Annotated in this window: 10 protein-coding genes and 3 pseudogenes; 7 read left to right on the top strand and 6 right to left on the bottom strand. The window is 64.7% G+C overall.

The window, feature by feature from the left end:
• Window positions 1–454: pseudogene (locus tag Y703_RS0101750) on the bottom strand (phosphatidic acid phosphatase); the annotation flags it as partial.
• 41 nt (window positions 455–495) lie between these two features.
• Between Y703_RS0101750 and Y703_RS0101745 the strand changes: the two are divergent.
• The 3 genes from Y703_RS0101745 (at window position 496) to Y703_RS0101735 (ending at window position 3,273) form a co-directional block, all read left to right on the top strand.
• Window positions 496–1,161, top strand: a complete 666-nt coding sequence (locus tag Y703_RS0101745; RefSeq protein ID WP_026551355.1) for a pyridoxine/pyridoxamine 5'-phosphate oxidase — start codon at window positions 496–498, stop codon at window positions 1,159–1,161.
• A gap of 111 nt (window positions 1,162–1,272) precedes the next feature.
• The gene (locus tag Y703_RS0101740) at window positions 1,273–2,403 is read left to right on the top strand and encodes a glycosyltransferase family 4 protein (protein ID WP_026551354.1); all 1,131 of its coding nucleotides are present in this window, start codon (window positions 1,273–1,275) and stop codon (window positions 2,401–2,403) included.
• Between the two features lie 42 nt (window positions 2,404–2,445).
• Complete coding sequence (locus Y703_RS0101735; protein ID WP_026551353.1) at window positions 2,446–3,273, top strand: SGNH/GDSL hydrolase family protein; 828 nt, start codon at window positions 2,446–2,448, stop codon at window positions 3,271–3,273.
• Here the strand turns inward: Y703_RS0101735 and Y703_RS0101730 are convergent.
• Entirely contained in the window at window positions 3,270–4,649 is a 1,380-nt protein-coding gene (locus tag Y703_RS0101730) for a short-chain fatty acid transporter (protein WP_026551352.1), read from the bottom strand. The two genes, Y703_RS0101735 and Y703_RS0101730, sit on opposite strands and share 4 nt — an antisense overlap.
• 156 nt (window positions 4,650–4,805) lie before the next feature.
• On the opposite strand from Y703_RS0101730, the gene Y703_RS0101725 reads away from it, so the two are divergent.
• Window positions 4,806–5,762, top strand: coding sequence for a ribose-phosphate diphosphokinase (locus tag Y703_RS0101725; protein WP_026551351.1), 957 nt, complete (start codon window positions 4,806–4,808; stop codon window positions 5,760–5,762).
• Between the two features lie 12 nt (window positions 5,763–5,774).
• On the opposite strand, the gene Y703_RS20645 is transcribed toward Y703_RS0101725, so the two are convergent.
• Window positions 5,775–6,167, bottom strand: coding sequence for a maleylpyruvate isomerase family mycothiol-dependent enzyme (locus Y703_RS20645; RefSeq protein ID WP_051427203.1), 393 nt, complete (start codon window positions 6,165–6,167; stop codon window positions 5,775–5,777).
• 18 nt (window positions 6,168–6,185) lie between these two features.
• Entirely contained in the window at window positions 6,186–6,518 is a 333-nt protein-coding gene (locus Y703_RS20640) for a maleylpyruvate isomerase N-terminal domain-containing protein (RefSeq protein ID WP_081743326.1), read from the bottom strand.
• 101 nt (window positions 6,519–6,619) lie between these two features.
• Between Y703_RS20640 and Y703_RS17270 the strand changes: the two are divergent.
• A pseudogene (locus Y703_RS17270) lies at window positions 6,620–7,167 on the top strand (acyl-CoA thioesterase).
• Window positions 7,168–7,345: 178 nt separating this feature from the next.
• Here Y703_RS17270 and Y703_RS0101710 read toward each other — a convergent pair.
• Together Y703_RS0101710 and Y703_RS0101705 are read right to left on the bottom strand one after the other, a co-directional pair.
• A complete protein-coding gene (locus Y703_RS0101710; RefSeq protein WP_026551350.1) occupies window positions 7,346–9,322 on the bottom strand; it encodes an acyl-CoA dehydrogenase family protein in 1,977 nt (658 codons plus the stop codon).
• An 80-nt stretch (window positions 9,323–9,402) separates the two neighbouring features.
• Complete coding sequence (locus Y703_RS0101705; protein ID WP_026551349.1) at window positions 9,403–9,687, bottom strand: acylphosphatase; 285 nt, start codon at window positions 9,685–9,687, stop codon at window positions 9,403–9,405.
• Between the two features lie 46 nt (window positions 9,688–9,733).
• Here Y703_RS0101705 and malQ point away from each other — a divergent pair, with 46 nt between their 5' ends.
• Together malQ and Y703_RS17265 are read left to right on the top strand one after the other, a co-directional pair.
• Window positions 9,734–11,860 (top strand): 4-alpha-glucanotransferase, encoded by a 2,127-nt coding sequence (malQ, locus tag Y703_RS0101700; RefSeq protein ID WP_026551348.1) that lies wholly within the window; start codon window positions 9,734–9,736, stop codon window positions 11,858–11,860.
• Between the two features lie 339 nt (window positions 11,861–12,199).
• Window positions 12,200–12,491: pseudogene (locus Y703_RS17265) on the top strand (globin domain-containing protein); the annotation flags it as partial.

The following is a 12,491-nucleotide window of genomic DNA, read 5'->3' as shown; positions in this document are numbered from 1 at the left end:
TGCCGATCGCGTTCTTCCCAAGCACAGTCATCAGCAGCGAGCCGGCCGCTGCCACCGCCACGAGGATCAGTGGCGTGACTGACCGGCGTCGGAAGCAGAGGGCGGCTATGGCCGCGGCGGTGAGGAGGGGCATCACAATGGGGCCGCCCAGAAACGTGAATCCGCTTGCCAGGGCAACCAGGGCCGGGTTGCGCAAATGCACCGAGGCATCGAGTGCTGGCTGGTCCAGGATGGCGATCCCGTCTGTCTCGGCCACTGCCTCATACACCTCAGCAGATGCGACGGCGAGGGAGACGGCAATCCCTCCCCCCAGTACCAGGATCAGCAGGACGGCCCAGTGCGGGCCGATCCACCCCGCCAGCAGGCGGACCCATCGCACCAGGAGCTTTCCCAACGGGGTGGTCCAGCGGGTGTAATCCTTACCGCCGGCAAAATGGTCCTTCTCGGGTGTCATTGATCGACTCTAACGCGACGGCGGGGGCCTAGGCTGATGGAATGACTGATCATCGATCACTGCGGGACCTCGTCCGCGGCGTGCCCGCATTCCCCGACGCGCTGCCTGACTTCGACCCCGATAGTGCGCCCAGCTCGCCGGTAGACCTGTTCCTCGAATGGATGGCGGCTGCCATCGATGCTGAGGTGGCAGCACCTCATGCAGTCACGCTGGCAACTGTTGATCGGCACGGCTTCCCTGATGCCAGAGTGGTGATCCTGAAAGACGTTGATACTGGCGGTTTTTCCTTCGCTACCAGCAGCGAGAGCCCCAAAGGGCGCCAACTCCAGGAATCCCCGACAGCCGCGCTAAATTTTTTCTGGCCGTCGGTGGGTCGTCAGATCCGCGTCCGGGGCACGGTTCGTCCCGCCGGGACCGAGGAGAACGACGCCGACTTCCGCAGGCGCCACCCAGTGGCCCGGGCGCTGGTGCTCGCCGGTGAGCAGAGCAGCGTCCTGGGCAGTCGTGAAGACCTGAACGACGCCGTCGCCGTCCAGGTTGGCCGCCTCGAAGGTGACGGCCCGACGCCGGGATCAGTTACGTGGACCGTCTACACAGTCGCCCCAGACACCGTGGAGTTCTGGCAGGCCGACCCCGAACGCCGGCATCTGCGGGTGCGCTACGCCAGGCATGGCGACGGCTGGTCCCAGACCCTGCTCTGGCCATAGGGGGGCATCGCCACCCGGAGTCTGGGGGCGTCTCCAGGTGTTCACCGATCCGTTGGATGGTGGACACCTGCCGGTCACCGCAGCCCAACCCGGGGGTGCAACGGTGTTGGTGTGAGGATCGTGATTGTTGCCGAAACATTCCTGCCCGCCGTGAACGGGGTAACCCATTCCGTCCTAAAGATGCTTGAGCATTTTGCCTCGCGAGGGGATGAGGTGCTGGTGATCGCCCCCTCCGGTGCTGGCGGAACTGAGCCGGTCGGTGGACGGACGGTGCGCGTCCACCGGTTGCCTGCTGTCCCGCTGGCCGGGTATGGCAGCGTCAGGGTGGCACTCGGTGGGGTGACCCGGGTGCGCAACATCCTCGCGGACTTCGCCCCTGACATCGTTCATCTGGCCTCCCCGTTCGAGCTGGGATGGCGGGCAATGCGGGCCGCTGAACAACTGGGGATACCGGTAGTTGCGGTCTATCAGACCGACGTCCCCGGGTATGCCGCCAGGTATGGGGTGCCTTTCCTCGCTAACTGGGCATGGCAGCGGGTCGAGAACATCCATGCGGGAGCCGTCCGCACGCTTGCTCCGTCCAGCTCCGCCGTGGACCAGTTGCGAGGTCACGGCATTCCCCGGGTGCACCTCTGGCGCAGGGGAGTTGATACCAGGCGGTTTCACCCCGGACGCCGGGACCCGGCGCTGCGGTTAGCTCTCGCCCCGGGTGGAGAACGGCTGATCGGGTATGTTGGTCGGCTCGCAGCGGAAAAGCAGGTGGAGGACCTACGGGTGCTGGCTGATATTGCGAACACCCGGCTGGTGATCATCGGCGACGGGCCACTGCGCGGAGCACTGCAGGAGGCACTCCCCAGCGCCGTCTTCACCGGGTTCCTCGGTGGCGAGGAGCTGGCAACAGCCGTGGCAAGCCTCGACCTCTTCGTTCACCCTGGCGAGCTCGAGACCTTCTGCCAAACCATCCAGGAAGCCATGGCCGCCGGCGTCCCAGTCGTCGCCACCGGACGGGGCGGACCCGTTGACCTCGTCGACGTGTCCCGCACCGGTTGGCTCTACCCGCCGGGAGACCTCAATCAGCTGCGGGCCCACGTGGCGGATCTGATGGGCGATGACGCCAAACGGCAGGCCTTCGCTGAAGCCGCTTTCGCGAGCGTCCAGGGCCGGACCTGGCCGGTGCTGTGCGAGTTGCTGGTGCAGCACTATGAGGAGGTAGTGGTTGAACATGAGCTCCTTCGTCTGTGACGGTCAGCGCGGAGTGGCCGCCAGGGCGGCACTAGTAAGCACATGCCGCGATACGTAGCGTTGGGCGATTCCTTTACCGAGGGGGTGGGGGATCAGAATATTCACCTGCCCAACGAGGTTCGCGGCTGGGCCGATCGGGTGGCCGAGAAACTGGCGAAGGACCAGCCGGGGTGGGAGTACGCAAACCTTGCCGTGCGCAGCAAACGGCTGCGCCACATTGCCGCCGAGCAGCTGGAGCCAGCGCTGGCGCTTCGCCCCACATTGATCACCCTCTACGCCGGAGGTAATGACATCCTCGACGCCGGTACTTCAGTACCGCAGCTTCTGGCCGCCTACGAGGACCTGCTGGCACCACTGGCTGCTACCGGCGCCCGGCTGCTCCTGTTCACGGGGTACGACGTCAATGTCACTCCCGCCCTACGGCTGCTGCGGAAGCGTCACCAACTTTATAACGACGGCGTCCGGTGCCTCGCCGGCCGCTACGGAGCGGATCTGGTGGATTACTGGGCGTTCGACGCCTATGAGGATCGGCGGATGTGGGGCCCGGACCGGCTGCACATGTCCAAGGCGGGGCACAAATATATGGCGTCCCGGGTGCTTGACCTCCTCGAGGTTCACCATTCGGTGAAGCTCAAGGACTGGGAGCCGGCGGTGCCGCTAACGCTAAGAGAATGGGAACGTGCACAGCGCCGGTGGGTCCACGACTGGGTGCTGCCCTTGGCAGGCCGAAAGATTCGGCGGGTCACCCTGGGAGACAATCTCCCACCACGGTGGCCTACCCCCGTGATGGTGCCACCGAAGGGCGGGCTTCGCCGGTTAGTGAAGGAACAGGGGCTGCCACCAGCGGCAAGCGAGTCACCCCACCGCTAGCTTGCACCGACAACCAGCAGGATCCCCGCGAACACCAGGCCCGAGACGATCAGGGTGACCATGGTGTAGCCGAGGATGTCCCGCATCTTCAGGCCAGCGATAGCCAACAGGGGAAGCGCCCAGAAGGGCTGGATCATGTTGGTCCACTGGTCGCCATAGGACACGGCCATGATCGCTACTGCTGGGTCAACACCCAGCCGTTCTGCGGCGTCAAGCATGATCGGCGCCTGGACAGCGAACTGCCCGCCACCGGATGGGACAAAGAAGTTCACCAGTCCGGCGGAGAGGAGCGCGAACAGTCCGAAGGTGGTCGGGTTGGCGATGCTCACAAACGCGTCGGAGACCACGTTAATGAGTCCCGTTGTCGTCATCATCCCCATGATTCCCGCATAGAGGGGGAACTGGAGAAGGATTTCCCCGACGTTCGAGGCGGCGTTTTTGGTCAAAGCAATCAGCTCGAAGGGGCTGCGGACGAGCAGGAAGAGGAGAGCCAGGAACGTCCAGTTGACGATGTCCAGTGTGGCAGTGCCGCCCTGCACATAGTGGACCACCAGGTAGGCCGCCAGCGCCAGGCCAACGATCGTGGTGAGGATGCGGCTGGCGTCGATGCGGTCGGCGGGGGTGACGACGTCGTCGTCGAGCGATACATCATCGGTGTGCCGTGCGTCGATCTGCAGCTCGGAGATCGTGTCGCCGCCGCGCGGTGACACGAGGGCTAGCGCGGCGCTCACCAGGACGATGGTGGCGATGGCAGCGGTGATGTTCCACCAGGAGAAGGTGGTTTCGGTGATAGGGATGGTGCCGCCGAGCTGCTCAGCGATGAAGGACCCCTCGGTGGCTGCCGTCAGCGGGCCGGATCCCGAGTAGCCCATGTGCCACACCACGAAGCCGGAGAATCCTGCGGCAACGAGCATGGGGAAGTGCAGGGCCATGCCACGTTCACGGGCTTGCGCAGCAACTTCCTTGGCGAGCAGGCCACCGACAACGAGCCCCAGACCCCACGTGATCAGGGACGCGGTAGCGGCCACGACGAAGACAAATACATACGCCTGGATCGGAGTCCGGGGGATGCCGCCGAGACGGGACAGGAGCTTCCGGACCGGCCTGGTGTGGGCCAAAGCGTGGCCGAGCAGGAGGATGAGCGCCATCTGGGTCATGAAGGCGAGCAGCCCCGCCAGCCCATCACCCCATCCGTTGAGGACATCAACCGGTGCCGCGTCGGTAAAGATCAACGCGGCGGCTGCGACGACCAGGCTCAGGACGACGGCGAAGACCAGGGCGCTGGGGAGGAACCGTTCGACAACAGAGTTGATCGGCCGCATGGCCGCCGACACAACCGATGTTTTTTGTTTGGCTGGGGGACCTGAGGCTGGCATGGGCATGTTTCTCCTGTGAATGGACTTCATTGTCGGTTCGGTAGAGCCCGATCCGGCATCTACGTTACGTCACCGGGAACCGCGGCGCTCCAATCTGTACGACAATGGTGTGCACAGCACCATCCCCACCAACTGCCGTGGAAAGGTAAGCCGTTGATCAAAGAGATCGCCGTTTTCAGTGGACAAGCAAGTGGGGGTTTCGCCGAGGAGATCTGTGGGCACCTGAGTGTGCCGCTGCTTCCGTCCCGGCTGCAGCGCTTCGCCAACGATTGCCTTGAAGTGCAGTTGCTGGAGAACTGCCGGGAGCGGGACGTGTTCATAGTACAGCCGCTGGTCAAGCCGGTGCAGGAGAATCTGATGGAGCTGCTCATGATGATCGATGCCGCCCGCGGGGCTTCAGCAGGCCGGATCACCGCCGTCATTCCCCACTATTCCTATGCGCGATCCGACAAGAAGGATGCCCCCCGTATCTCCATCGGCGGCAAGCTGGTCGCCGATCTCCTGACCACCGCGGGGGCCTCCCGGGTCCTCACGATGACCCTGCACTCGCCGCAGGTGCAGGCGTTCTTCGGTGTGCCAGTGGATCAGCTGCACGCCCTGCGTGAACTCGCAGCACACTTCAAGGATCTCGATAAGAGCAACACCATTGTGGTGTCCCCCGATTTGGGCAATGCGAAGGCCGCGACAGCGTTCTCCCGCCTCCTGGGTACCCCGGTGGCGGCCGGTGCGAAGGAGCGGTTCGAGAACGACCGCGTGCAGATCACCTCGATCATCGGCGATGTCAGGGATAAGGACATTGTGGTGCTCGACGACGAGATCGCCAATGGCAGCACCGTCCTTGAACTCTTGGATCACCTGGCGAAAATGGGTGCCCGGAAGGCTCGGGTGGTCTGCACGCACGGCATCTTCTCCAACGGCGCCGTGGAGCGCATCGCCGAGCGCGACGACGTCATTGAAGTGCTGTGTACCAACACCGTTCCGATCGGGGCTGACAAGGTCCACCCAAAACTGAAGGTCATCTCAGTGGCCAATGCCTTCGCCGAGGCGATCCGGCGCATTCACACGGGCGAATCGGTGAGTGCACTCTTCCAGTCGGAGGACATCCGGGTCTGATCGCGCCGGGTGCTAGGTGGCGGAGGCCAGACGCCGTCGGAGTTCATCTGCTGCGGCACTTTCCCGGGCTCCGGCAGGCATAGGTCCGCGACCCCACAGCCAGAGCAGCACTTCGGACGGCGGGCCGCTGACCTGCGCGTCGGCGCGGTCGCTGACCTGCCGCTCCAGGGTGACAACATCCCTGGCGATGGCAAGGGTCCAGGCGAGTCCAGCGCTCCGCACGGTGATCGTGGAACCGCTAGCGTCGTCGTCGGGCTTGCTACGGACGAGCATCACTGTGAGGACCTCGTCGATGCCGTCAACAGCCAAGTCAGGGTCGATCGGTTCGGGACTGCCCACCGCCGACTGAAGATCGTAGCGGTGGATTGATGTCTCGTGGGCCAGCCTGCGGATCCAGAAGCCCACACTCTGATCGTCCTTGACCTAGGTGAACGCTGGATCCCCCGGCTGGTGGGAATCGAACTGGTCCGCCAGGCGCGCGTAGCACTGTTGGAGGGCGTGAACCGGATCCATCTGAGCAAGTTCAGCTGGTGGCCAGGTGCCGGTCGGCTTGGCCCCGGTTCTGATGGACTCGGCCTTGTGCAGGTACACCATCGCCGTGTGCCTGACCAGGTCCTCGCCGGTCCAGTCCGGGCAGGCTGGCACAGCTGAGGTCAGCGCGGACGGGGCGAGGTCAGCCATGAGTGAGTGATCGCGGGCCAGCAATGCGCGGTACCGGTCGAAGGGCAGGGCGTACGGGTACGGTGCTTTCATCATCCGAGTCTAGGCACAACCGTTGACGGCGCGGGGTATCACTGTGACCTGGCGACTGCCGACCCTGGTGGTTCAGCAATGTTACTCGCCGGTAATATGGGCCCATGCACTTACTGTTCCTGACCCTGCTGACCCTGTTTATCTCCCGGCGTCGCCCCAGGTTGAGCATTTGGGGTGAGTCCTCGCTGCCGCTCCGCGTGCTGCCCACCGATATCGACATCGCGATGCATGTCAACAACGGCATGTATTTCTCGCTCATGGATCTGGGCCGATTCGACCTGATGATCCGCAGCGGCACCTGGTCAATGATGCGCCGCAAAGGCTGGAGCCCGGTCGCAACGGTGAGACGATCAGCTTCCGCAAATCCTTGACCCTTGGACAGCTGTACTCGATCGAGTCCCGGATCATCGGGTTCGACGAGCGGGCCATCTACTTTGAGCAGCGCATGGTCAGCGGCCGCGAAATCTATGCCAAGGCAGTCATCGCCACCCGGCTGGTGTCCAAGAGCGGCCCGGTCAGCAATAAGGACATCTTCGCTGCGCTGGGACAGCCGCCTGTCGATCTGGTTCTGCCGGAATGGGTCCACGAGTGGCGCCTCAACAACTCATTGCCCAGCACCAGATGGCCCGCTCCGCATATTTGGGTCCGCTAAACCTGCGATTGCGCGAGCCCTCGCTGTGCGGGATTCCCCCGGTTCTGGACGCCGGGACCCTGTTCCGCTGGGGGACACGCCGTTGGAGAGGCCAGTACCTGGGGAAACGTGCACGCCCACGGGCCTGCAGCGTCAGAGCCGCTCCAGGAAAGTGGCCCAGCCCCGGCAGGAGCGAGGGTCAGCGGTAGTTTCGGTGCAGGTTCTCCCGGGGGGAGGGTCCGTGCGGCGGCGGCACGATCCATGGACCGGTTCCTTCTGACGGATCGAGGATTCCCTTCTCCAGCCAGGTGTAGCGCCCGTCGAGGAGGCGTTTCGAGAGACCACGATCGGACGAGTCAGTGTTGGTCCACAGTTCGGCGAAGAGCCGACCAATCCGCCCCCGCGACTGCAGACAGAAGGCCTCAGCCAGCTCGAGGGCGGCGGGGCTGGCGTCGGGATCCGTGGTCCTCAGGAGCTCGGCGCGACTGCAGACCGCCGCCATCGCAAAAAGTTCAGCTCCGATGTCCACAATTCTGCCGAGAAACACCTGCTTGTACTCAAGGTTCGCCTGCCACCGCCCCATCCCCAGGAACGTGTTGCGGGCCAGCCGCCGGGAGGACCGCTCAATGAACCGCAAGTGCCGCGCTAGCCGCCCGAACTCGCTGTACGCCCCAGGGTTCATGCCCTGGCCAGCCACCAGCTTCGGCAGCCAACGGGCGTAGAACCCGCTCGCGCCGAGTGCGGCCTTCGCCTTGGCAGTGAGGTCAGCGTCCGACGACGCCAGGTCGCCCGCCGCCGAAAGGTGCGCGTCAACTGCCTCCCGGGCAATGAGGAGGTGCATGATCTCGGTGGACCCTTCAAAGATCCGATTGATCCGCAGGTCACGCAGCAGCTGCTCCGCGGCAACTGCACGCTCACCCCGGGCGGCGAGTGACGCTGCGGTCTCATAGCCGCGGCCGCCACGGACCTGCACCAGCTCGTCCGCCACCCTCCACGCCATTTCACTGGACCAGAGCTTCGCCAGGGCTGCCTCAATGCGGAAGTCCTTCTGGCCACTGTCGGCCAGCCCGGCGGACAGCTCAAACACGGCCTCGAGGGCAAAGGCAGTGGCCCCGATAAACGCTATCTTTTGTCCCACGGCCTCGTGGTGACCGACCGGGTGGCCCCACTGGATCCGTGCATTGGACCATTCTCGGGAGATCTTCAGCGACCATTTGCCAGCCGCAGCGCAGATGGCGGGGATGGACAACCGGCCGGTGTTCAGGGTGGTCAGGGCAATCTTCAGGCCCTGTCCCTCGCGGCCCAGCCGGTTGGCCGCCGGCACCCTGACGTTGTCGAACCGTGTCACGCCATTCTCGATACCTCGCAGCCCCATGAACGTATTCCGGTTCTCCACGGTGATGCCCTGGGTATCGGCTTCCACCACGAAAGCCGAAATGCCGCCCTTGCCGCCCGCGTGCGCCGGTACCCTGGCCATCACCACCACGAGTTCGGCGATCACCCCGTTGGTGGTCCAGAGTTTGCTGCCGTTGATGGTGTAGGTGGCGCCGTTGTTGTCGAGCGTCGCAGTCACCCCCATGCGCGCCGGATCCGAGCCGACGTCGGCCTCGGTGAGGAGGAACGCTGTGACCGCCCCCGCGGCACACCGGGGGAGGTACCGCTGTTTCTGTTCCGGGGTGCCGAAGGCTCGGACTGGCTCGGGTACGCCGATGGACTGGTGCGCAGAGACGAGGGCACCGATGCTGGGATGAACTGAACTCAGGAGCATCAGCGCCCGGCCATAGTAGGTCAGGGACAGGCCGAGGCCGCCGTATTCCTTGGGGATCTTCATGCCGAACACGCCGAGGGTAGCGAACCCGCTGAGGTACTCGTCGGGGATCTGCGCGTCGCGTTCAATCCTGCTGCTATCAAGGGTGGCGGCGTAGGCAGTGAGGTCCTTGATGAACGCGTCACCGTCCTCCTGCTCCGCCGCGAGGAGGCGCGGGTGTGGATGGACCAGCCCCAGGTCGAAGCTGCCCAGGTACAGGCCTTTTGCGAAGCTGGGGCGCGTCCACTCGGTCTCGCGCGCGGCCTCGGCGACCTCGCGGGCTCGTCGCTGGGTTACTGGTTGTCCGTCCCCCGAAGCGGTTGACGCAGCGCGGGTTTCCTCGGACTGGGGCTGTGATTCGGCGCTCATGGCTGTCCCCTTGCAACACGGGTCCGCCGCGGGTCGGTGACCCTGATGAAACTGTGCCCTCATGCTACTCCCCGGCGGACTTATCCGGTGCTGAAGTCCTGAAGCTCTCCGGTCGGCTCCCCGTAGGACGTGTCGACGTCGTCCACCCGACCAGGTGTGGCGCGGGAGCTGAGCCAACTGGCCAGCTCACGCACAGCACAGTCCTCACCCTCGGCGATGACCAGCACCGACCCGTCCGCCTGGTTAGAGGCGATTCCGGTCAAGCCCAACCGAACCGCCTGTTTGTGGGTGTAGTAGCGAAAGCCCACGCCTTGGACTGTCCCGCGGACAGTCGCTGTCAGTCGGATCCGCTGCTGTTCTTCCATCGGTCAAGCGTAGCGAAGCACTCTCCAACCCCCTAGATTTGTGGGTATGCCTGAAACGACTACACCCAGTTCATCCGGACCACCGGAGGCCGATCTCCTGCTCCGCCTCGCCGAAGCCCATCACGTGGGTACCGCGTTCCGCGGCTGGGACGGCGAGGAGAGAAGCGTCAGCTCGCAGACGTTGACGAAGGTACTCACGGCCCTCGGCGTGCCCTGCAAGACCGGTGACCACGCCGCCCGGTCGCTACGCGACGCCGAAACCGCGCCGTGGCGCCGGACGCTCCCTCCCGTCGTCGTCGGCCGGGAAGCGATCGCCCAGGACATCCCCATCACGAGTCCGGCCGGGAGCTGGCCTTCGATCCGCCTGGTACTGGAGGATGGCGGGCACCGGGAACTGGAACTGTCCGGTAGGTCAGTGGAGCGCTCAGAGATCGACGGCGTTGTGCTGCAGCGCACGCACGTCACCCTCCCGGGTGACCTGCCGCTCGGCTGGCACACCCTGTACGCGAGACTGCCCGACGGCAACGACGTCCAGTGCACGATCGTCATCACTCCACAACGGTTGACCACCACCGCGCGCCTCACCCGTACCTGGGGTCTGATGGCGCAGCTGTACTCGGTGCGGTCAGAGGCGTCCTGGGGTATCGGGGACATCGCTGATCTGCGGCAGCTGGCTGCGTTTTCGGCGAGCAGGGGTGCCGGTTTTGTCCTTATCAACCCATTGCACGCCGCTGAGCCGGCCCCACCAGTTGAACCATCGCCGTACCTGCCATCGACCCGGCGCTTTTTCAACCCGCTCTACCTCCGGGTGGAGGACGTCCCCGAGTATGGGGCGCTGAGCGACGCTGAGCGGGCTGACATCGAGAAGGCAGCTGCCACCCTGCAGCACGCCAACCAGGACGCGGAAATCCTCGACCGCGACAGCAGCTACTCGGCGAAGCTCAACGCGCTGGAGACTATTCACCGGGTGCCGCTGGGCGCCGACCGTCAGCTCGAGTTCGACGAATTCAGTGCTCAGGAAGGCGCCGGGCTAGAGGACTTCGCCCTGTGGTGTGCGCTCGCCGAGTTCTTACCTGCCGGCGCGCCCGAATGGGATGACTCCTCCTATATTGACGCGCAGCGGGTTGTGCTGGCAGACCGGGTTGAATTCCACCTCTGGCTGCAGTGGCTCTGTGATGAGCAGCTGGCCGCCGCGCAGCAGGGCGCGCTGGACGCCGGAATGTCCATCGGGATCATCCACGACCTGGCCGTCGGGGTGCACTCCCATGGATCCGATGCCTGGTCGCTGCGCAGCGTCCTGGCCGACGGGATCAGTGTTGGAGCACCACCTGACATGTTCAACCAGCAGGGTCAGGACTGGAGCCAGCCACCGTGGCACCCGGGCCGTCTCGCCGAGTCCGGGTACGCCGCCTACCGCGACATGCTGCGCACCGTCCTCAAACACGCCGGAGGGATCAGAGTGGACCACATCCTGGGGCTTTTCCGTCTCTGGTGGATCCCTGCGGGCGGTGGCTCAGGGGACGGGACCTACGTCTACTACGATCACGAGGCGCTCATCGGCATTCTGGCTCTTGAAGCACAACGGGCGAATGCCGTCGTCATCGGCGAGGATCTCGGCGTGTTTGAGCCGGGGGTGCAGGACTACCTTGCCGAGCGAGGGATCCTGGGCACCTCCATCCTGTGGTTCGAGCACGACGACGGCGGCCCACGCCGGCCTGAAAGCTACCGTCAGGCGTGCCTGACCAGCGTGACCACCCATGACCTGCCGCCCACCGCCGGATACCTGGCCGGTGAGCACGTCGACCTGAGGGAGTCACTGGGCCTGCTGAACCGTCCGGTCGATGACGAACGGGCTGCCGACGAGGCGGCGCAGGAATCCGTGTTGGCTCTGGTCCGCTCAGAGACCGAGCCGTCAGGCGAAGGGGCCTCAGACACGGCAGAGGCGACGATCGAGGCCCTCCATGAGTTCATCGTGCGGACTCCCTCGGTGCTGCTCGGCGTCGCGCTGACCGATGCGGTGGGCGAGCGGCGCACCCAGAACCAGCCGGGGACCAAGGACGAGTACCCTAACTGGCGGATCCCTCTCGCTGGGCCTGACGGACGGTCAGTGCTCATTGAGGATCTGGCGGGCAACGAGAGGTTCGCCGCCTTGGCCCGGGTGATGACATCCTGACTGTTCAGTGATGGGCGGCGTTGATCCAGGTGAGAGCGATACCGGTTGCCCCTTGCTGGGAAGTACTGGACGGCAACGGGGAGCCGATACCAGGCACCGAACAGTATTTTCAAGATTGTGGGCGCGGCTGGGGCGGGTGACGGCGGATCTTGGTCGGGGTCTTGATGAATCGCTCACGTTGCTGAATGATTCTCGGGCGGCGGGTTCCGTCGCGCTATTGCCGGTGGCGAAACAGCACTGACGCCCTTAGTGAAGCGCACTGTGCGGGCGGTGCTAACGTGAAGTGAGGAAACCAAGGCCCGGACGTGTCCGTTCGGACCACCTAGAAGGAGTCCGCCCATGCTTTCAGATACCGCGCTTCCCGTCGTCAAAGCAACCTTGCCCGTGGTGGGTGAAAACATCCAAGAGATCGCCCGACGTTTCTACGCCCACATGTTTGAGGCCCGCCCGGATCTGTTGGATGGACTTTTCAACAGGGGAAACCAGGCTGACGGACAACAGCAGCAGGCGCTGGCAGGATCCGTGGCCGCTTTCGCGGGTTGCCTTGTAAACACCCCGGACCAGTTGCCGGACCATCTCCTCTCGCGCATCTCACACAAACACGTTTCCCTGGGATTGAAGGCGGATCAGT

This window comes from Arthrobacter sp. H20 (assembly GCF_000520515.1).
In the GTDB taxonomy this organism is placed as follows: Bacteria; Actinomycetota; Actinomycetes; order Actinomycetales; family Micrococcaceae; genus Arthrobacter_D.
The sequence above is the reverse complement of the archived record's forward strand: the minus strand, read 5'-3'. Positions and strand labels throughout refer to the sequence as shown.

Excerpts from the sequence above, each read along its gene's own strand:
- malQ (WP_026551348.1), top strand. The coding sequence starts at position 9,734 with ATGCCTGAAACGACTACACCCAGTTCATCCGGACCACCGGAGGCCGAT.
- Y703_RS0101710 (WP_026551350.1), bottom strand. The coding sequence starts at position 9,322 with ATGAGCGCCGAATCACAGCCCCAGTCCGAGGAAACCCGCGCTGCGTCA.
- Y703_RS0101735 (WP_026551353.1), top strand. The coding sequence starts at position 2,446 with ATGCCGCGATACGTAGCGTTGGGCGATTCCTTTACCGAGGGGGTGGGG.
- Y703_RS20640 (WP_081743326.1), bottom strand. The coding sequence starts at position 6,518 with ATGATGAAAGCACCGTACCCGTACGCCCTGCCCTTCGACCGGTACCGC.
- Y703_RS0101705 (WP_026551349.1), bottom strand. The coding sequence starts at position 9,687 with ATGGAAGAACAGCAGCGGATCCGACTGACAGCGACTGTCCGCGGGACA.
- Y703_RS0101730 (WP_026551352.1), bottom strand. The coding sequence starts at position 4,649 with ATGCCAGCCTCAGGTCCCCCAGCCAAACAAAAAACATCGGTTGTGTCG.
- Y703_RS0101745 (WP_026551355.1), top strand. The coding sequence starts at position 496 with ATGACTGATCATCGATCACTGCGGGACCTCGTCCGCGGCGTGCCCGCA.